14 protein-coding genes are annotated in these 18,855 nt (G+C 58.9%); 12 read left to right on the top strand and 2 right to left on the bottom strand.

Annotated elements, in window-relative coordinates:
• Nucleotides 1-14 precede the first annotated feature (14 nt).
• The 3 genes from ABIE63_RS06335 (at nucleotide 15) to ABIE63_RS06325 (ending at nucleotide 2,392) form a co-directional block, all read left to right on the top strand.
• Nucleotides 15-1,046 (top strand): extracellular solute-binding protein, encoded by a 1,032-nt coding sequence (locus ABIE63_RS06335; RefSeq protein ID WP_354503617.1) that lies wholly within the window; start codon nucleotides 15-17, stop codon nucleotides 1,044-1,046.
• A 321-nt stretch (nucleotides 1,047-1,367) separates the two neighbouring features.
• Nucleotides 1,368-1,784, top strand: coding sequence for a DUF3830 family protein (locus tag ABIE63_RS06330; protein ID WP_354503616.1), 417 nt, complete (start codon nucleotides 1,368-1,370; stop codon nucleotides 1,782-1,784).
• A gap of 308 nt (nucleotides 1,785-2,092) precedes the next feature.
• Nucleotides 2,093-2,392 (top strand): DUF1127 domain-containing protein, encoded by a 300-nt coding sequence (locus ABIE63_RS06325; RefSeq protein ID WP_354503615.1) that lies wholly within the window; start codon nucleotides 2,093-2,095, stop codon nucleotides 2,390-2,392.
• A gap of 416 nt (nucleotides 2,393-2,808) precedes the next feature.
• Here ABIE63_RS06325 and ABIE63_RS06320 read toward each other — a convergent pair whose 3' ends face one another.
• The gene (locus ABIE63_RS06320; protein WP_354503614.1) at nucleotides 2,809-4,797 is read right to left on the bottom strand and encodes a hypothetical protein; all 1,989 of its coding nucleotides are present in this window, start codon (nucleotides 4,795-4,797) and stop codon (nucleotides 2,809-2,811) included.
• 144 nt (nucleotides 4,798-4,941) lie between these two features.
• Between ABIE63_RS06320 and ABIE63_RS06315 the strand changes: the two genes are divergently transcribed.
• The 9 genes from ABIE63_RS06315 to ABIE63_RS06275 all read left to right on the top strand — a co-directional run bounded on the left by ABIE63_RS06315 (nucleotide 4,942) and on the right by ABIE63_RS06275 (nucleotide 17,658).
• Entirely contained in the window at nucleotides 4,942-5,445 is a 504-nt protein-coding gene (locus ABIE63_RS06315; protein ID WP_354503613.1) for a cupin domain-containing protein, read from the top strand.
• Between the two features lie 55 nt (nucleotides 5,446-5,500).
• Nucleotides 5,501-6,586 carry a cysteine synthase A gene (cysK, locus tag ABIE63_RS06310; protein ID WP_183415117.1) on the top strand — a complete coding sequence of 362 codons (1,086 nt, stop codon included), beginning with the start codon at nucleotides 5,501-5,503 and terminating at the stop codon, nucleotides 6,584-6,586.
• A 3-nt stretch (nucleotides 6,587-6,589) separates the two neighbouring features.
• Entirely contained in the window at nucleotides 6,590-8,056 is a 1,467-nt protein-coding gene (locus tag ABIE63_RS06305; protein WP_354503611.1) for a pyridoxal-dependent decarboxylase, read from the top strand.
• 414 nt (nucleotides 8,057-8,470) lie between these two features.
• The gene (rnk, locus tag ABIE63_RS06300; RefSeq protein WP_354503610.1) at nucleotides 8,471-8,896 is read left to right on the top strand and encodes a nucleoside diphosphate kinase regulator; all 426 of its coding nucleotides are present in this window, start codon (nucleotides 8,471-8,473) and stop codon (nucleotides 8,894-8,896) included.
• 232 nt (nucleotides 8,897-9,128) lie between these two features.
• Nucleotides 9,129-9,557 carry a hypothetical protein gene (locus ABIE63_RS06295; protein WP_354503608.1) on the top strand — a complete coding sequence of 143 codons (429 nt, stop codon included), beginning with the start codon at nucleotides 9,129-9,131 and terminating at the stop codon, nucleotides 9,555-9,557.
• A gap of 450 nt (nucleotides 9,558-10,007) precedes the next feature.
• Complete coding sequence (locus tag ABIE63_RS06290) at nucleotides 10,008-10,940, top strand: mechanosensitive ion channel family protein (protein ID WP_354503606.1); 933 nt, start codon at nucleotides 10,008-10,010, stop codon at nucleotides 10,938-10,940.
• 196 nt (nucleotides 10,941-11,136) lie between these two features.
• Nucleotides 11,137-12,207, top strand: coding sequence for an efflux RND transporter periplasmic adaptor subunit (locus ABIE63_RS06285; protein WP_354503605.1), 1,071 nt, complete (start codon nucleotides 11,137-11,139; stop codon nucleotides 12,205-12,207).
• A gap of 8 nt (nucleotides 12,208-12,215) precedes the next feature.
• Complete coding sequence (locus tag ABIE63_RS06280; RefSeq protein ID WP_354503604.1) at nucleotides 12,216-15,332, top strand: efflux RND transporter permease subunit; 3,117 nt, start codon at nucleotides 12,216-12,218, stop codon at nucleotides 15,330-15,332.
• A gap of 268 nt (nucleotides 15,333-15,600) precedes the next feature.
• A complete protein-coding gene (locus ABIE63_RS06275) occupies nucleotides 15,601-17,658 on the top strand; it encodes an NADH:flavin oxidoreductase (RefSeq protein WP_354503603.1) in 2,058 nt (685 codons plus the stop codon).
• A gap of 44 nt (nucleotides 17,659-17,702) precedes the next feature.
• Here the strand turns inward: ABIE63_RS06275 and ABIE63_RS06270 are convergent, their stop codons facing one another.
• A complete protein-coding gene (locus tag ABIE63_RS06270; RefSeq protein WP_354503602.1) occupies nucleotides 17,703-18,797 on the bottom strand; it encodes a mandelate racemase/muconate lactonizing enzyme family protein in 1,095 nt (364 codons plus the stop codon).
• Between the last annotated feature and the right edge of the window lie 58 nt (nucleotides 18,798-18,855).

The following is an 18,855-nucleotide window of genomic DNA, read 5'->3' as shown; positions in this document are numbered from 1 at the left end:
AGGAGTATTCTAGAATGACATCCAAATTTGATCTCAATCGCCGCCAGTTCATAGGAGGCACGCTTGGCGTCAGCGCACTGCCGTTGATATCCAAGCCCGTATTTGCGCAGGCTAAAACGAAGCTGCAGTTTCAGTGCTTTGGTGGCGCCTACGAGGAAATTCTGCGCCAGGATATTATCCCTGAATTCGAGGCCGCACATAACATTGAAGTCGTCTTCACTGTCGAGGATGACGTGCAAATGCTGCCCAAGCTCATCGCGGCACGCGATCGCCCAGTCTACGATGTTGTCACGCTCGACAACCCTATTGCATTCCAGGGTAAGGACCTCTGGCTGGACAATATGACGTCAAAGATGCCAAACGCCAAAGACGTCTATTCCAGCTCGCTTCCGCCTGAAACTGCCAACTACGGTGCGATTGTTTACCAGTACGCACTCGTTCACGACAAATCCAAGCTACCTAACGTCGAATCTTGGATGGACCTCTGGACGAACGACATCGTCGTCGGCGTGCCGCACATCTCTCAGGCCTATGGCATGACGTTCCTTTATATTGCCGCAATGCTGCACGGCGGCAGCGCGACCGACCTCAAGCCCGGGATCGAGGCCATCAAGAGCTTGAAGAAATTCAAGGTCTACAAGAACGTGTCGGAAGGTCGAAGCCTGTTCCAGCAGCAGGAGGTCGACGCCGCATTGTTCTACAGTCACCGTGGCCAACAGCTGATCGACTCAGGCCTCAATCTTGGCCGGGCAACGCCGAAGGAAGGTCTATGGGGCCAGCGGACCGGCTTCCAGATTCCAAAGACCTGCCAAAACGTCGACGGCGCTATTGCCTGGGTAAACAACGCGCTTAGTGCGTCCTACCAGTCGAAGTTCCTCAAGGGCCTCTACAGCCCGACGAACAGCAAGGTCGAAGCGCCCGCAGACCTCGAAGAGAAGCTGCTTATGGGAGCGGACACGGTTAACAGCATCCGCGAATTGGACTGGGGAACCGTCCTGCCGCAGAAGGACGAACTGGTCGATCTCTGGGTGCGTGAGATCGGCTAACATTTAGCCTACTCGAACGAAGCCTCTCCAGCGCCGACCCCGGCTCTGGAGAGGTTTTTTCGAGGGCATTCCATCAGAAGAAACCGTCTTGAGGCAGGCTGGGCAGTTGTAGCCTTTGGCGGGCCACGACCAAACGCAGTCCTGTTCAAATTGGCAATGGTGAAATCCACTATCTGAGGGGCGCGGTCGATCACGAGGACGAAGTTCTAGTATCCGATATCACCAAAACGATAAGCTCGAAATGCGGCAATGAGATTCCCAGGATAAGCAAGGCGCTCAGGGAAGTTGGCGCTGCTGTCCCACTGGTGATAAGGAGCCAAAATGAGCGATAAATTGAAGATTACCGCCGGGGAGTTTGTGTTTGGCGGAGTATTTGAAACGGAAAAAGCACCCAATACAGTAGCCGCTTTCCGTGCGCGCCTTCCCTACGAGAGTCAAATCGTGCATGTCCGCTGGAGCGGTGAAGGCGTTTGGGTGCCCTTGGGCGACGAGGATTTTGGCGTGGGCTACGAAAACCACACCAGCCATCCGGCGCCAGGCCATATTGTGTTGTATCCGGGCGGCATCAGCGAAACCGAAATCTTGCTGGCCTATGGCGGGGTCGATTTTTCGTCGAAGATGGGTCAGTTGGCCGGAAACCACTTCATTACCTTGACTTCTGGCTTGGAAAATTTGCCCCGGCTGGGCAACGCCGTCCTGTGGAAAGGAGCCCATCCAATTCGGTTCGAAGAGGCCTGATGGTCCTGTCTTGGCCGGGTGCTAGATGACCGCCTTTCTATTTTTCCCTGGCAACGCACCCATATAGCCCCGATCAGTTGAATACCCGCCCGTGATGGCCATATATGAGGCATGTTGAAACTTGGCCAAAATAAGAGGTTTCTGATCTACGCAGGATCCCTCCTGAACTGCCCGTAATCCCGGGCCGCGCCGATCTATCTGGTCGCCGCCGTTCCGGGAAATCTCCCCATCATTCATAAGTCACGCATCCTCCACCTTAACGCTGGGTCAGTAGCGTGGCGCCACAGTTCTTGGCATAGGAGATCGGCATGTTCTATCTCAAAAAATCACAATTCCAACGTGTAAATTCGACTTCGGGCGGAACGCCCGCAAGAACGGGGATTCTAAGAAAAATAATCGCAGCCTTGGTCAAGAGTTGGCAGCGACGCAGAACGATAATGGTGCTTGATAGTCTCAATGATCAATTGCTTGCCGACATTGGAATTAGGCGTGCCGAGATTCCACAAGTCGTTGACGCGATGTTGCAGCACAGAGCGAAGATAGCGCCATCCCAACCATTAGTTGCTCCGTTGGAAACACCCCGCGATCACCTACGGCAGGCAGCGTAACAGGAGATAGCCCTATCGCGCTCTCCATACTAGCCGATGGTTTGCGCGCGCAGGGGGCCAGAGATTGCAACGCGAGATATCGGACTGATCTTGTGAAAAAGGAAGTACGTCATGAAACGTTTCTCAACAAACTTCGACCAATTGGAATCCTTCGTGCAGAAATTGGAATCCGGCAACAAGCAGAGGCTGATACCTGCGCCGAGCGAAATCTGTATCGCCCTTTGGGAAGATGATGGAGGGCGGATCCCGACGCGGTCGGGGCGCAGCTCGCTCCCATTGGGCTGAGGGTCAGGGCATGCGATCAAGCCACTGGCGGCGGCATCTGGGCGAGGCCCTCGTGAAAATTAACGTTGAGCGGCACTATTTGCGGTGGGACGACGACCACGACAGATCGGCCGCATTCATTCGGTGCTGAATCAATCGAGCCCCAGTTCCCTTGCAGCACGCCTGAAGATAACCTCGGCGTCAGCGGAAAATTTGAACGCATATAGGAATTCGTCGACTTTGTATCCCGGTCGCGTACGTCGGATTGCCGCACCGATAACCCGCCCCTCCTCGATACGGCCGGCAAGTACAAGGCAGAACGCAGCAATCTGCTGAATCAGGATGTGCGCGTTGGGACGCGCGACCGCTTTCAGCGCCCAGTCCGCAGCCTCCTCGTATCTACCGAGCCGCACAAAGGCCATCGCCTTGGCACCCAGAATGGCAAAAAGCAGCGGGTCGAACGGGCTGAGCTGGCGCGAGAGATCGGCATACCCAATTGCCGCCACAGGATCGCCGGATTGCGATTGCACGAAAGCAAGCGCGTAGTGCCCCATGGCGAAATTCGGACTGATGTCCACCGCTTGCTGCAGTTCGTCTATCGCCTGACTTTCGTCGCGGAGCAGCCAGAGCGCGCGGCCCATCGCCCAATGAGCCGACGGATCGTGGTCATCGGCCATCAGGGCACGACCCGCCGCATCGTATGCGAGGTCGGCTTCAATGCGGCTGTCTTTCCAGCTTTGGAAGGCGTTCTGCCAATGCGTGAAGGAAAGCCCCGAATAGGCGCGGGAGAAAGTCGGATCGGCCTCGATCGATTTGTGGAAGAAGTGTTGCGCCTGTCGGTTATCTTCCCGGGTGAAACGGTGCATGTGCCACAATCCGCGATGATGGGCCTCCCAGGCGTTTAACGTATCAGGCGGCTTGAGGACGGCCCTGTTCTTCTCGGCCGTCTCGACTTCGCTGACGATGGCAGAGACGATCATATCGCCAATCTTGTCCAAGATGTCGAAGGCTTCAGCTTCGACTGTCTCATAGACGTCGGACCAGACAATGCGAGCGGTCCGTGCTTCCACGAGTTCCACGTCCACGACAATGCGTCCGCGACGCCGCCGCACGGCGCCGCTGGCAACGTAGCCGACGTCAAGGCGCTGCCCCGCCTCCTCAGGACCAATGCCGCGCTCGGCCAGAGCGAAAACCGAGCCCTGTGCGATTACGAAGAGCGATCTCAACTTTGCAAGCCGGGTTATGATATCGCGGGTCAGGCTGCCCCCAAGCCCCGAATGGTTGGGGGCGATACCCGGTTCGTGGAATGGCATAACGGCAAGCGATATCCGGAACGGTCGCTGCTCGGGCACGGCTGAGAGTGGGGGCGACGCGCTGGATTCCGGCGCGCGCACCACCGCCGGTGCGGACCCCAGCGCGCGCGCCGCCTGCCGCAGTGGTGCAAGATCCAGGCCCTCCGCTTCGAACAACCGCTCGGCCGACGCAAGATGACACTCAGCTTCGAAAGGCCCAGACGCGGCCATCAGCACGTGGTGGGCGCGCGGGTCAAACGGCGCCAGGGCAACCCACGCCTCCGCCAACCGCCGCGCCTCGGGATCGTTCATGGGCAGGCGCCCGATCAACTGGTCGAGAATCGCGGCATGGCAAGAACGAAAACGGGCACGCTGCGTTGTTAGCCAATGGTCGAGCTGCGGGCTCCGGTTGAGGTCCAACCCCTCGGCGAAATCGCCGACAAACCGGGCGGCGCTCCGACGCAAAACGTCAAGGTCTGCCGCGTCTAGACCGGCCCGCACCACGCTCTCTATCTGGACTGCATCAACCTCGGCATCGCTCAGGTCGAGGCTAACCATGTCGTCTTCACCCACGACCCGCCGACGTCCTGAGCGGTCCAGAACAGTTCTCAGTTTGCTCAGATACCAACGCAGCTCGCCGCGCGGATCGCTTGCGACGTCGCCGAGAAGTTCACAAAGGCGGCTGCGTCCCACGGGGTGGGCGGCAACCGCCAAGTAGACAAGCAGCGCCCGCAATTTGCGTGATTGAGGCAATTCCACAGAGCAACCGTGATGGAAAACCTGCAAACGGCCGAGCGTCCGGATCGCAAGCCGGGTGCTGGTTTCGGCAACTGGGCCTAACGATTCCATGCGGATTTCCACGTCGGTTTCCACGGCCGTGTCTGCAAATGGTTTCTAGTATTCCGATGAACCGGAACAAACCGGTTTCCGCGCCACTTGCGAAAAGCAAAATTCGCCAAGTGGTACGGCCGTTCACAATGAAGGAAGATACAGATGAAACAAACTCTCTACAATCCGGTCGTGCCCCTGTCGGCGGCTGTCGGCGTAGCCGTCGCCCTCGCGGTGGCTGGAACGATCAGCGCGCATGACGGGGATATCCATCACAAGGTGGTCTCGTCGGGGGAGGTCGTATTCCAACCCGGTCCTCCGACCCTGCCTGCAGGTGCCCAGTTTGCAGTACTGCACGGCAGTCCGGCTGAAAAAGCACCGTTCGTCATGCGTCTGAAGCTGCCCGCCGGATATATCATCCCGCCGCACTTCCATCCCGAAGAAGAGCATGTCACGGTGATTTCGGGCGGCTTCGGTGTGGGGTCCGGCAAGGTTCACGACAAGTCCGCCGCCCCGATCCTGCCCGCCGGGAGCTTCGTGCAGCTTCCAACCGGCATGGCACACTTCGCTTGGACCGAGGAAGAAACGGTGGTGCAGATCAACGCCATCGGACCGTTTGGCATCACCTACATCGACCCCGCCGACGATCCTCGGCCCAAGATCAACTAACCCTGTACGGCTGGCTCCCCCAGGAGCCAGCCAATCACATAATAGGAAACCGATCATGCAACCTACTGACAGTATCCGCACCACAAACGGCCGGGGGCGTCTGTTCGACAGCGTCCTCGACACGATTGGCGATACGCCCACCATCCGGATAAACAATCTCGGTGCCGGTCAATCCACGATCTACGTCAAGGCCGAATTCTTCAACCCTGCCGGCTCGGTTAAGGACCGGCTGGCACTGAACATCATCGAAGACGCCGAACGCCGCGGCCAGCTAAAGCCCGGTCAGACCGTGGTCGAGGCAACAAGCGGTAATACCGGCATCGGGCTGGCAATCGTCTGCGCGCAGAAGGGCTACCCATTGGTGGTGACGATGGCGGACAGTTTTTCGGTCGAGCGCCGCAAGCTGATGCGGATGCTAGGCGCGCAGGTCGTGCTGACTCCGCGGGCCGAGAAAGGTTACGGAATGTACCGAAAGGCGGCCGAATTGGCCGAAGCCAACGGCTGGTTTCTCGCGCGTCAGTTCGAGACGGAGGCTAACGCCGACATCCATGCCGCCACCACGGCGCGGGAGATCCTCGGCGACTTCGCCGGGCAGCGGCTTGATTACTTCGTGACCGGCTATGGCACGGGCGGCACCGTTACCGGCGTCGGCCGCGTGTTGCGGATGGAACGCCCGGAGACGCGGATTGTGCTGGCGGAACCAGCGAACGCGGCGCTGCTGTCGAGCGGCATTGCGCAAACCCGCGGCGACGATGGCGCGCCGACGGCCGGGCACTCCGCCTTCGAGCCACACCCCATCCAGGGCTGGACGCCGGACTTCATTCCTCTGGTGTTGCAGGAGGCCACGGACCGGGGTCTCTACGACGAGGTGGTCAAAGTCGCTGGTCCCGATGGCATCAAGTGGGCTCGGGAGTTGGCGCGCCGGGAAGGGATCTTCTGCGGTATCTCCGCTGGAGCGACCTTTGCCGTCGCCCGGAGCATCGCCGAGAACGCACCGGCAGGGTCCACGATCCTGTGCATGCTGCCAGATACCGGCGAGCGCTATCTCTCGACACCCCTCTTCGAGGGAATTACCGAGGAAATGGACGATGCTGAGTGGGCATTGTCACGCTCGACTCCCGGCGCACGTTTCGCGGCCTGAACCATGGACCATCGTCTTCCCCCTTCGGAAGAAACGCTCGACCCCGTCGACTGGACAGGGGTCGAGCGTGTCGCGATGCACGTCGTCGCAGACTCCGTGCGTTACCTTGCGGAACGGCGCGAACGGCCGGTCTGGCAGGCGATGCCGGACAACGTGCGGCGACGCTTCGAGATTCCCGCGCCGACGGATCCGACGTCCCTGGAAGAAGTAATCCGCGAGGTGCAGGAGACAATCATGCCCTACCCGATGGGCAACGTTCATCCGCACTTCTGGTCTTGGTTCATGGGCTCGGGCAGCTTCACCGGTGCACTGGCCGAGTTTCTTGCGGCGATCCAGGGATCGAACGTCGGCGGCGGCGATCATGCCGCCGTCTATGTGGATCGACAGGTGGTCGACTGGCTTCGCGGCATGGTTGGCATGCCTGCCTCCGCGGAGGGTACGCTGGTCAGCGGTGGGTCGGCCGCGAACCTCGTTGGCCTGACGGTGGCACGCAACGTCAAGGCCGGAATCGACGTGCGCGAGGCAGGCGTCGCGGCAATGCCGCGACCGCTGCGCTTCTACGGATCCGACCAGATACACAGTTGCCACCGGAAGGCGGTAGAGGCGCTGGGATTGGGCAACCAGGCGCTGCGCCGGATACCGAGTGATGCCGCATTCCGCATCGACCTGACCGCCCTGCGCGCCGCCATTGCTGAGGATCGCGCTAGTGGACTGCACCCAGCCTGCCTCATAGCCAATGCCGGCAGTGTTAACACCGGCGCGATCGACGACCTGATGGCGCTCGCCGATCTCGCCGCCGCCGAGGACATGTGGTTGCACGTCGACGGCTGCATCGGCGCACTGCTCGCCATCGCGCCGGAGAATGCGCATCTGGTCGCCGGCCTAGCCCGTGCCGATTCCCTCGCCCTCGACCCGCACAAGTGGCTGCACGCCCCCTTTGGCATAGGCTGCGCGCTGATCCGCAAGCCTGGCCTGCTTGGGCAGAGTTTCGCCACCATGCCGGAGTATCTAGAGACCGCGCCACGCGGCCTGGCGTCGGGTCCCTGGTTGCACGAACTCGGGCCCGAGACTTCGCGCAGCTTTCGCGCGTTGAAGGTCTGGATGATGCTGAAGGAACACGGACTGGCCCGTTTCGGCCACCTGATTGATCGCAACATTACCCAGGCCCGCCACCTCGCCGACATTGTCGAGACACATCCGCGCCTCGCGCTTGCTGCGCCACAGGCCATCAACATCGTCTGCTTCCGCTATGATCCCGGCGGTCTGGACGCGGCGGAACTGAAGACGCTGAACGTGGAGATCATGCTGCGCCTGCAAGAAAGCGGAACCGCCGCAATCTCGGACACGACGCTAAAGGGGGCGCACAGCCTGCGCGTGGCGATCTGCAACCACCGCACGCGCTTCGAAGACCTGGACCAGTTGGCGGCCGAAGTCGTGCGGATCGGAGACTTGGTTTCAGCGACCGGCTAGGACCCTCCCGAAAGAGCGGGTCCCGATTGCAGACCAATACGGGCCATATTGAATGACTGTTGGCAACCCCACTCGTCGGCATGCCGGCCCTTTGTTAGAGCACAAAAAGTTGGTGCGGACTCGCCTGACAGCACCCCACCACCATGGCTGACCTCCTGGACTTGACATTTCATCGGCCGAGGCGCATTTGAGTTATATGCAAAGCTTACTCGCACTTCTGACACGCCTTTATCCGCTAGCCGGATAGTCCCCCCCGAAATCCCGGACCGGCGCCCTGGATTCCGGGGGCGCGTTTGACGATTCTCGTCAGCGGATTTTGCCTAGCGCCTCACCTCACCTGAAATGAACCCAAAGGGATTCCGTGACTGCCGGTAGACCGGCCGCCGCCTGTCCCAATACACGAGAGCTATAGCTATGTCCGCAACGCTGTCAGACCTTAAACCCAAGATCGTTGTCCGCGAACGTGACTACGAGCAAATACTATCCCTTGCCATCGCAGTTGAAGACCGTGTGCCTGCTGTATCGAGGGATTTGCAAGAGGAGATGGACCGCGCCCAAATCGTGCCGGATAGCACTCTCCTGTCTGGAGTTGTGCGCATGGGATCGCGAGTCACCTTTAGGATGGATGGGAAAGGGCAGCGTCAGGTGAGCCTGGTGTTCCCCGGCGAAGAGGATCTCTCTACTGGCCGTGTTTCGATTTTGACACCCGTTGGCGCCGCCTTGATTGGCCTGTCCGAAGGGCAGGTGATTGCCTATTCCGCCCCAGATGGCCGCTTGCACCAACTGGAGATTTTGACGGTCGAAGCGCCGGAGAAACATGGTGAACCGGGACCTGCTTGAATACTGACGCTGGACTGTGAAATGTGAGTGATCGTATGGCAAACGGTATCTTCTGGGCTGCACTGGTTGGTGGCTGCTCCTCCCTTAGCTTCAGGCGCGATCCATCCTGCTCTTTACCCCCGGCCGGGCGCTAAGGAAACGCGCGCCTGCGTCTGGGGGTTTTCGGAGCCCAAGCGTCTTCCATAGAATTTAGAATGGGAGCCACACCAACTGGCGTGGCTGGGAACTTATCATGTCTCAAATCTCTCGCTCCTTACTTACGCCAAGGGATCTTAATCTCCTCGAATCCATACTGGGCAGCAGCGACGTGCGCCACAGCGAGACCTACGAACGCTTGCTGGCAAACAAGGTTTCAACGGCGATCGTTATTCCTCTCGCGGACATCGACCCCCGTGTCGTTACTCTCAACAGCCGTGTTTCCTTTGCTGTAGGTACGTCCCGGCCGGACTGGCGGATATTGGTTAGCGATGACAGCCTTTCGGTCCCGGGCCTGACTCTTTCGATAATGACCTTACGCGGCCTTGCGATGCTGGGACGTTTCGCGGGAGAGCAGATTCCCGTCGAACAGCCAGACGGCAGGCTGGAGGTAATATCGATTAACGATGTTCTGTTCCAGCCGGATATCAGTTGGACCTATCCCGTCGACACCCCAATCGCATGACGGTGAACCGGGAAACAATCATTAACTTCTTGAAGTTAATAAAATAAATTGCATATCCCCAATATGAGAATTGAGCTTGTCCCTATGCTAATGAGGCCCGCCCGGAAAGCACATGGCTTTGCCCGGAACGGGCAGAGCCTCGCCTAAACAAGGCAGGGCTCGAATCCCGTTCCGGGTTCCCTTTTCCAGAAGCCAGATAACAAGCAAAGACAGGCCTTCGCCTGTCCCTCACGACGGGATGAGATCAATGAACAGCCGCATCACGATGCCTATCTGCGATCATTGTGGTCGCGCCGTACCAAGGGCCGCTGTGCACTGCCTTTGGTGTAATGACTCAAACTCTCAGGTAAAGCCTGGAAGCGTCGATAGCCGCGCTGTAAAGGACTGCCAATCCAACAACTCCCGACAAGCCCACAATGACCGGGAGCTTGCCTATGGGTCCGCCGGATCATGAAGGCAAGAGAACTGCTTGACCGACTTCTTGCGCCGGCCGCTGCCAGCGTTGGCTGCGTTGTGGTCTACCTGACTCACCCTCGCGCATTGGAGGCTATAGGCTTCGAATCGCACGGTCAGGTTATCCTCACACTGTCCGGGGCCGCCAGCCTCTTCTCCTCAGCTTGGCTTTGTGGGAGGTTGGTTGGGCTGGCCCTTGAACGATCAGGCCCGAACCGCCGGCGAGTGCCCAAGCTCCTACAGGAATTGGTTAGCGTTGCCCTGTTCATCGCCGCATCCATTGCAACGGTCATACTTGTCCTCGGGCAATCTTTCAGTGGAGCCCTGGCGAGCTCCGGGCTGGTAATCGCCGTCTTTGGTTTTGCGATTCGAAACGTTCTTGCCGACGTCTTTTCTGGGATAGCCCTTGGCCTTGAGGCGCCTTACCGAATTGGTGATTGGGTCGAAATCGGAAGCAACGTTAAGGGCCGCGTAGTCGAGATCGGGTGGAGAACTACAAGGTTGCTGACCAGAGACAGCACCTACACCATCTTGCCCAACAGTCAGATCGCGCAACAGAAGCTGACCAACTACAGCGCACCACAGCGACACTACCGCAGACAGGTTGAAATACTAGTGAATCACGAGATCTCGGCCTCTCAGGCTAAGGCAATTCTCTCAAACGCAGCGGCGCAGGTGCCTCTCGTTCTTCGGGCGCCGGCGCCGGACGCCCGAATCCTGGCGCACGAGCCCAAGGGTATTCGCTATGCCGTTCGATTCTGGGTTCCCAACTACGCTGAGGACATCGATTGTGTCGACGCAATCTTACAAGCCATCGACCAGGCCCTACGCGACAACGATCTACCGCCACCCTACGACAGGGTCCGTCTTATCCGAGGCACTGTAGCTACCTCTGCAAGGGAGTCTGACCGAATAGAATGCGTTGGTTGAAGCAGGCAGGACAGTCATCTGACATTTGCCCGAGAACGCAGCCTTATCGCTGTGCGGCGCCAAACTACCGATAACCCTGTTAGAAAAAACTTGGTGTTTTCCGGGAACGGGGAGACTTTATTCATCGTATAATGGAAATACACCACCACCGCGCAATGTTTTTCATATCGGTGGTTTAGGGTACTAAGAGAATTTTATGACCATATTCCGCCAAGTTTTATTCGGTGTCTTGTTGCTGATGGTGGCGTTCGGCGTCTGGCAAGGTCAACGCTGGAACTCGCCGCCCGCCGACAGCAAACTTCCCAACGCCAACCTCGAAGCCGTCCCGGTGACTTTAGCCACCGTTGCCCCGACAGCAATCGTTGAAGCTATCGAAGCGGTCGGCAGCACACAGGCCCACCAAGCCATCAATATTGTTCCCCTGGCAGATGGGCAGATCATGGAGATCTCCTTTACCGCCGGGTCGCAGGTCGAGGCCGGGCAAGTGCTGGTCCGGCTAGACGATGAGGCGGAACGCGCCGAGGTAGAAGAGCTGGAGGCGTATCTGACGAAGAACACCCAAGCCCTGGATCGCGCAAAGCGCCTGCTTGCACGGCAGAACGTTTCGCAAGCCACTGTCGACGATCTGCTCAGTGAACGGGATGCCGCGGTGGCCCGTTTACAGGGTGCCCGAAAGGCGTTGGCCGACCGCGTGGTCCGCGCCCCCTATTCCGGAATCGTGGGATTCAAGGAATTGGATATCGGCGCCCGGGTTGAGGAAGGACAGGTTATCACGACCCTCGACGATCTTTCTGTAATCGACGTCGAGTTTTCGGTTCCGGGAATACAGTACAGCAAAGTCCGGTTGGGCATGACGGCCCGGATCACGATCGACGCCTTTCCCGGTCGTACCTTCAACGCCATCATCGACCGTATTGATACGAGAATCGGCCAGGCATCACGGGCCTTCCGGGTACGTGCCACTTTGCCAAACCCCGACATCTTGCTTCCCGCAGGCCTTTTCGTGACCGTTACGGTGGTGGTGGACGAGCGTACAAGTTTGGCAGTTCCAGAAGAGGCCATAGTCGCCGAAGCGAATGGCAGCATCGTCTTCGTCGTGACGGAGAACAAGGTAGAAAGACGCCCCATCTCCGTGGGCGTGCGAACCGGAAACCTGGTGGAGGTGATCAGTGGCGTGAGTGACGGGGAGAAAATTGTACGCGAGGGCGTGCAGCGCCTCCGTGACGGCTCATTGGTTCGTGTTTTGGCTTCAGGCGAACAGGGTTAGCGACGGGCATGGACTTCAGCGGCTTCTTTATTCGGCGACCGGTTTTTGCACTGGTTATGAGCTTGCTGATGGTCGTCATCGGGCTTGCCGCCATGAGCCGCCTGCCGATCCGCGAGTTGCCTGACGTCGATGCCGCAGTGGTAACGGTCACGACGACCTATACAGGTGCCGCGCCAACTATCGTCGATACCGATATTACCGAAATTGTCGAAGGCGCGGTAGCCGGTGTACCGGGCGTCCGCACCATCTCCTCCCAAAGCCGCCGAGGTCGTTCACGCACGACGATCGAGTTCGAGAGCGGCGTCTCGGTAGACGATGCCGTCAACGATGTCCGCGATGCCGTGGCAAGAGTTAGAGCAGACCTCCCCGAGGATGTTGATGAGCCGACGATCGCCAAGAGCGATACCAATGCCGACCCGGTCATGCGATTGAGTCTTGTAAGCGATCGCTTGTCACCCATTGAGCTTACCGACTATGCGCAGCGCTACATCGTTGATCGGCTTGCAACAGTCGACGGTGTCGCCCAGGTGGATATCTATGGCGAAAGGCGGCAGGCCATCCGCATCTGGCTCGACCGCCGTGCACTGGCAGCGAGAAACCTGACGGTCCAAGACGTCGAAACAGCATTACGGCTGGGGAACTTGGAGCTACCGGCAGGTGAGCTGGAAAGCGATCTGCGCTTGTTCACCGTTCGCGCCGATACGTTGCTACAAACGCCCAAAGATTTTGCCGACACCGTAATTCGGGTCGTCGATGGTCACCCGATCAAGGTCGGCGACGTGGCGCTTGTCGATATTGGCCCGGAAGATGATGCGTCTGTGGTCCGGGTCGAGGGGCAGCAGGCGATCGGTCTGGCGATCTTGCGCCAGTCCCAGGCCAATACAATCGCCATCTCAAACCGTATCCGAGATGAGCTGGACGCCGTGAGACCCGCATTGCCCGAAGGCATGATCCTCAAGGTTTCTTCCGACGATGCCATTTTCATCAAGAGCTCAATCACCGAAGTCATCATCACCCTGGGTATCGCGGTCATGGTTGTCGTGCTGGTGAATTTCGCGTTTTTGGGTTCGATACGGGCCACTCTTGTCCCGAGCGTTACCATTCCCGTCGCGCTGGTGGGCACATTCATCGGTATTTTGTCACTCGGCTTCTCGATCAACATACTGACGCTGCTGGCGCTCATTCTGGCCATCGGAATCGTTGTCGACGACGCAATCGTTGTACTTGAAAACATCCAACGCCGTGTTGAACTGGGGGAATCGCCTCTTGCCGCCGCGGCCCGAGGCACGCGCCAGGTGACCTTTGCCGTTATCGCAACGTCGTTGACCCTGATTGCCGTTTTTGTCCCCATCTCTTTCATGCAGGGCACCGTTGGCCGTCTTTTTACCGAATTCGGCTTCGTGCTGGCCTGCGCCGTGGCCATCTCGACGGTTGTCGCCTTAACACTCTGTCCGCCTCTGGCAGCCGCGGTGCTGCGTGATGGTCGATCCGAGAGTCGACTGGGTGCCGCTTTGAATAGGCTGTCCAAGGCGTTGGCCGATGCCTACCGCAAGGCGTTATCCATCGCTCTGACCGCGCCTTTGCTGGTGCTATTGGTGGCAGCGGTCTTCGCAGGGACATCCGGGTGGCTTTACGGCCAGCTGCCTCGCGAGCTGACCCCTCGTGAAGACAGAGGCATCTTTTTCGTCAGCATAGCGACGCCGCAGGGCTCCAACTTGGCAAACACCGACGCGCAAGTGCGCAAGGTCGAAGAGGCCGTCCAGCCTTTGTTGAAAAGCGGTGAAGCCGTTGGCTTGTTCGCCTTGTCAGGTAGCTGGAACCGTCCCCATCGCGGTTTCATCGTCGTGCGGCTTGCCACATGGGACCAACGTGAGCGTGACGCATCCACCTTGGCGACGGAGATCCGCAAACGTCTGGTCGACCTGACCGGTGCCAGAGCAACGCCTGTCGTACCGGTAGGGCTGGGATTGCGCGGCAATCGCACGCCCCTGCGAGTCGTCGTTGGCGGCCCCGAGTACGAGCAGGTCCTGATCTGGGTTGAGGCTATGCTTCGAGAGGCGGAAGCCAATCCCGGGCTGGTGGGACTTGAGATTGACTATGAGAAAAACCAACCGGAACTGACGGTTCGGATGGATCGGTCGAGAGCCGGCGACCTCGGTGTCGATGTTGAAACCGTCGGTCGAACGCTGCAGACCATGCTGGCTTCGCGCGAAGTCACCCGGTTTGTCGATCGTGGCAGGGAGTATCCGGTCATCTTGCAGTCGAGGCCGACTGACCGGCGGACTCCGTCCGACATCGCCAATCTTTTTGTTCGCGCCCAGCCAAGCGGCCTTTTGACACCTCTCGATTCACTGGTGACCTTGAGCGAAACCGCCAGCGCTCCGGAGCTGAACCGTTATGCGAGACTGCCGTCTATCACCATCGAGAGCGCCTTGGCACCGGGTTATGACATGGGCTCGGCAATAGATTACATGCGTTCGTTGGCGCAGAAGACCCTGCCACCTGAGGCTCGGTTGTCCTTCGCCGGGCAATCAAAGGAGTTCCTCGACACATCCAGCGGTGTCGCTTTTACCTTTGTGTTGGCCTTGGTCATTGTCTATCTGGTTCTCGCCGCGCAGTTTGAAAGCTTCATTCATCCACTGATCATCATGTTGTCGGTTCCCCTGGCCGTTTCCGGTGCACTTCTTTCTTTGTGGATTACAGGCAACTCTCTCAACGTCTACAGCCAGATCGGCATCATTCTGTTGATCGGGCTGATGGCCAAGAACGGTATTTTGATCGTGGAGTTCGCGAATCAGCTTCGCGATGAAGGTCAATCCGTCCGCGAAGCCATTCTGAATGGTGCGAGTTTGCGTTTGCGCCCCGTTTTAATGACGGTTGTCTCGACGATTTTGGGCGCCGTTCCTTTGGCATTGGCCAGTGGCGCAGGTGCCGAGAGCCGAGAGGTCATTGGTATCGTGGTGATCGGCGGCTTAGGATTGGCATCCGTTTTGACATTATTCCTGACGCCTGTCCTTTACGATCTGTTGGCGCCGTTCGCCCGCCCCTCCGGTGCTGCCGGACGGGCCCTGGATGCCGCTTTGAACCAAAGTGAAGTGCCATCCTTAACGAAGCCGGCAGAATAAGCAGGCTGTTAATACACAACAAGATTACGCTGGCGATGCGGGCTTCATGGCAAGCGTTCATCTGCCATTGGGCGGGTTTTGGCAGACCGACGACGCGGTCAAGAGAGTCCTCGTACCCAACCCCCTTAGAAAAGGGTAAGACCTTGAACCAAGGAGTCATCATCGGTTCCAGCGAAACCCGCGCCTGCGATCAAGTAGCAGGTTGCTGCTACCCCGCCCGACTTTGGGTGGTGTCTAACCTTTAAGAAGCACGGATTGTGAGATCACGATGAGCAAAACAGCGGAGCCCCAATCAAGGCCGTCAACGGACCCTTTGTTCCAACCGCTGCGGATCAAGCACGTCCTCTTCCGTAACCGGTTCATGAGCACAAGCCATGCCTGCGGGCTCGAGGACGGAGGGTTTCCAACCGAGCGCTATCAGACCTACCACGAAGCAAAGGCTCAAGGCGGCCTTGCGCTGACGATGTTCGGCGGCTCTTCCAATGTTGCACCTGATTCGCCGAACATCTTCAGGCAGCTCAACGTGGGTACCGATGAGATAATTCCGCACCTCCAGCAGTTTTCCGAGCGCATCCATCGTGCCGGTGCAACGCTGATGTGCCAGATCACTCATCTGGGCAGACGCGGCGACCCCTATACACAGGATTGGCTGTCGACCATTGCGCCCTCGCCGATTCGCGAGACACTGCACCGCAGCTTCCCGAAGGAGATGGACGAGTACGATATTGACCGGGTGGTAAAGGCCTATGCCGCCGCCGCGCTCCGATGCAAGGAGGGCGGTCTGGACGGCATTGAAACCCTGACCGGCGCGCACTTGCTCGGTCAATTTCTGTCACCGAAAACCAACAAGCGCACGGACCGTTTCGGGGGCTCGTTCGAGAACCGTTGCCGCTTCCCGTTGATGGTCCATCAAGCCATTCGAAAAGCGACAGGCGATGATTTCCTGGTCGGCATGCGCTTCACCGTGGACGAGGGTGTCGATGGAGAACTGACGGCCGATGAATGCATCAAGATGGGCCAGTTCTTCGAACAGAACGGCTGCGTCGATTTCTTCAACGCGATCTATGGCAGCATGGATACCGAGCGTGGCCTTGCCTATGAGAATATGCCGGGCATGGATTCCAAGATTGCGCCCTGGGTCGAACCCGTCGGGCATTTCAAACGCGCCGTGGGCGTTCCTGTATTCCATGCCGCACGCATCGCCGACATCCATTCCGCGCGCTATGCCATCGCGGAAGGACATCTGGATATGGCCGGAATGACCCGCGCCCAGATTGCCGACCCGCAGATGGTGACCAAACTGCGAGAAGGGAGAGAAAGTGAAATACGGCCCTGCGTTGGCGCAACGCACTGCATGTCCGGCTACCGCCCATCATGTCTGCATAATCCGGCGACCGGCCGTGAAATCACCTTGCCCCACATCATCACACGGTCCAAGCAAGCAGAACGGCGCATTGTGGTGGTTGGCGGCGGCCCCGCCGGGCTAGAAGCCGCGCGTGTCTGCGCCGAACGCGGACACCAAGTCAGCCTTCACGAAGCGGCGGCCAACCTGGGCGGCCAGGTTCTCCTGGGAACGCGCGGCGTCTGGCGGCGCGATTTGATTGGCCTGATCGACTGGCGGGCTATGGAACTGGAGCGCCTGGGCGTCCAAGTTCACACCAACAGCTACATGGAGGCCGAGGATGTCATCGCACTTCAGCCCGATGTAGTGATCGTCGCAACCGGCGGCATGCCTGACATTGACTGGATCGACGGCGCCGTGCATTGCACCACCGCCTGGGACATCATTTCGGGTCAAATACCCGCACGTAATGAGGTCTTGGTCTTCGACGGCACCGGGCGACACCCTGCCCCTCAAGTCGCCACCCAGATTGCCCGTGACGGTAAGACTGTTACCTTTGCCTCAATCGACGGACACTTGGCTGCCGAACTAACCTACGCCGAGCGGATCGCCTGGAAACGGCGCCTTTACGAGCACAAGGTGACGACCTTGTTTGATCACCGGCTGGTTCGCGTGGAGCCTGTCGGCAACCGTCTGGCAGTGACGCTCGCAAACGATGCCACGCTCGACGAGCAGGTTGTCCAAACGGACCAAGTCGTTGTGGAGCACGGAACCGTGCCGATGGACGACGTCTATAAGGCGTTGCGCGGGCAGGCACGCAATGCAGGCGTCACCAATATCGACGCCCTGCTCGCCGTTGTACCGCAACCCTGTACTCTAAATCCCGAAGGAACCTTCGAGCTTCATCGCATCGGCGATGCGGTTTCCAGCCGGAACATTCACGCCGCGATCTATGATGCCCTGCGTTTGTGCGTGGCGATGTAACAGGCAGCTATAGGGTGCCTTAGAAAAGAAGCAACAAAGACCGTCTATCGGGCCGGTGCCAGAGCGAAGCGCTCGACCGCTTTCGGGTCAAATGTAAATCCCGTCCCAGGGCGGTGCGGAATGATTAATGCACCATCCTGTAGTTCCAGTGTCTCGCGGAACAAAGGCGCATGCCAGGGCATGTGCTCGACCGAGATACAGTTAGGCGCGGAGCCGGCGATAGACAGGCTATGCTCCGTGAAGATGTGCGTGGAGATCGGCAGGTTGAAAGAGTCCGCCAGCGCGGCCGCGCGCAGCATCTCCGTGAGGCCACCGATACGCTGCAGATCCGGCATCAGCACATCGGCGGATCGGGCTTCGATCGTGCTTCGTATTCCCTGCTTGGTGTACTCCGTTTCACCGGAGGCTACCGGTATATCCAGTCTTTCGCGCACCAGCGCCTGCCCTTCGCGGTCATAAGCCGCGACGGGTTCTTCGAACCAGACAATATCGAACGGCTCCAGCAAACGCCCCAGTTGGATCGCCTGTTTGGGACGATAGGCCTGGTTCGCATCGACCAGCAGTTTAACCTCCGGTCCAATCACCTCACGAACCCGCCGAACCCTTTCCACGTCCTTGCGAAGGTCGCTGTTGCCAACGCGCATCTTCATCGCCCGGAACCCCTGATCGAGCAAGGCCGCCGCCTCGACCACAAGGTCATCAATCGAGTAGGAAAGCCACAGGCCGCCGCTGGCATAGGTTTCGATACGGTCCCTACAGGCACCAAAAAGATGATGCAGCGGTCGGTCGGCGGCTTTTCCGATCAGGTCCCAACACGCAGTATCCAACGTTGATAAAGCCGCTATTGTGACCCCCTGGTGGCCGGTCGGGTTTATCTCCCTCCAGATGTCCTGCCAGATAGCCTCGACATAATGCGGATCTCGGCCTTCAACCGCACCCGCGAAGCCGTGCAGCATTTCGTCGAAGGCCTTGAGCCGGACACCGTTGATGGTAAAGAGATAGCTTTCGCCCACCAAGCCTTGGTCGGTTTCCAGGCTTACCAGCAGACATCCCACAGACTCGATGCGATGAATCGCCGTTGCTATGGGGCGGTCGAGTGGAACGCTAACCGGCCTTGTTCTTAGTCGCGTGATCTTCATCGCGGGAGGGTCCCTTAGAGATGCGAACGGAGCGCTGTGAGACAGTGGGTGTTAGATC

It is taken from the genome of Limibacillus sp. MBR-115, from assembly GCF_040549425.1.
GTDB lineage: Bacteria > Pseudomonadota > Alphaproteobacteria > Kiloniellales > CECT-8803 > Limibacillus > Limibacillus halophilus.
Note: the sequence above shows the minus strand (reverse complement) of the source record. Positions and strands in the feature narration are given on the sequence as shown.

What these genes read in the sequence shown, in the direction of transcription:
- ABIE63_RS06270 (WP_354503602.1), bottom strand. Translation starts at nt 18,797, where the DNA reads ATGAAGATCACGCGACTAAGAACAAGGCCGGTTAGCGTTCCACTCGAC.
- ABIE63_RS06335 (WP_354503617.1), top strand. Translation starts at nt 15, where the DNA reads ATGACATCCAAATTTGATCTCAATCGCCGCCAGTTCATAGGAGGCACG.
- ABIE63_RS06290 (WP_354503606.1), top strand. Translation starts at nt 10,008, where the DNA reads ATGAAGGCAAGAGAACTGCTTGACCGACTTCTTGCGCCGGCCGCTGCC.
- ABIE63_RS06320 (WP_354503614.1), bottom strand. Translation starts at nt 4,797, where the DNA reads ATGGAATCGTTAGGCCCAGTTGCCGAAACCAGCACCCGGCTTGCGATC.
- ABIE63_RS06295 (WP_354503608.1), top strand. Translation starts at nt 9,129, where the DNA reads ATGTCTCAAATCTCTCGCTCCTTACTTACGCCAAGGGATCTTAATCTC.
- ABIE63_RS06285 (WP_354503605.1), top strand. Translation starts at nt 11,137, where the DNA reads ATGACCATATTCCGCCAAGTTTTATTCGGTGTCTTGTTGCTGATGGTG.
- cysK (WP_183415117.1), top strand. Translation starts at nt 5,501, where the DNA reads ATGCAACCTACTGACAGTATCCGCACCACAAACGGCCGGGGGCGTCTG.
- ABIE63_RS06325 (WP_354503615.1), top strand. Translation starts at nt 2,093, where the DNA reads ATGTTCTATCTCAAAAAATCACAATTCCAACGTGTAAATTCGACTTCG.
- ABIE63_RS06305 (WP_354503611.1), top strand. Translation starts at nt 6,590, where the DNA reads ATGGACCATCGTCTTCCCCCTTCGGAAGAAACGCTCGACCCCGTCGAC.
- ABIE63_RS06280 (WP_354503604.1), top strand. Translation starts at nt 12,216, where the DNA reads ATGGACTTCAGCGGCTTCTTTATTCGGCGACCGGTTTTTGCACTGGTT.
- rnk (WP_354503610.1), top strand. Translation starts at nt 8,471, where the DNA reads ATGTCCGCAACGCTGTCAGACCTTAAACCCAAGATCGTTGTCCGCGAA.
- ABIE63_RS06315 (WP_354503613.1), top strand. Translation starts at nt 4,942, where the DNA reads ATGAAACAAACTCTCTACAATCCGGTCGTGCCCCTGTCGGCGGCTGTC.
- ABIE63_RS06275 (WP_354503603.1), top strand. Translation starts at nt 15,601, where the DNA reads ATGAGCAAAACAGCGGAGCCCCAATCAAGGCCGTCAACGGACCCTTTG.
- ABIE63_RS06330 (WP_354503616.1), top strand. Translation starts at nt 1,368, where the DNA reads ATGAGCGATAAATTGAAGATTACCGCCGGGGAGTTTGTGTTTGGCGGA.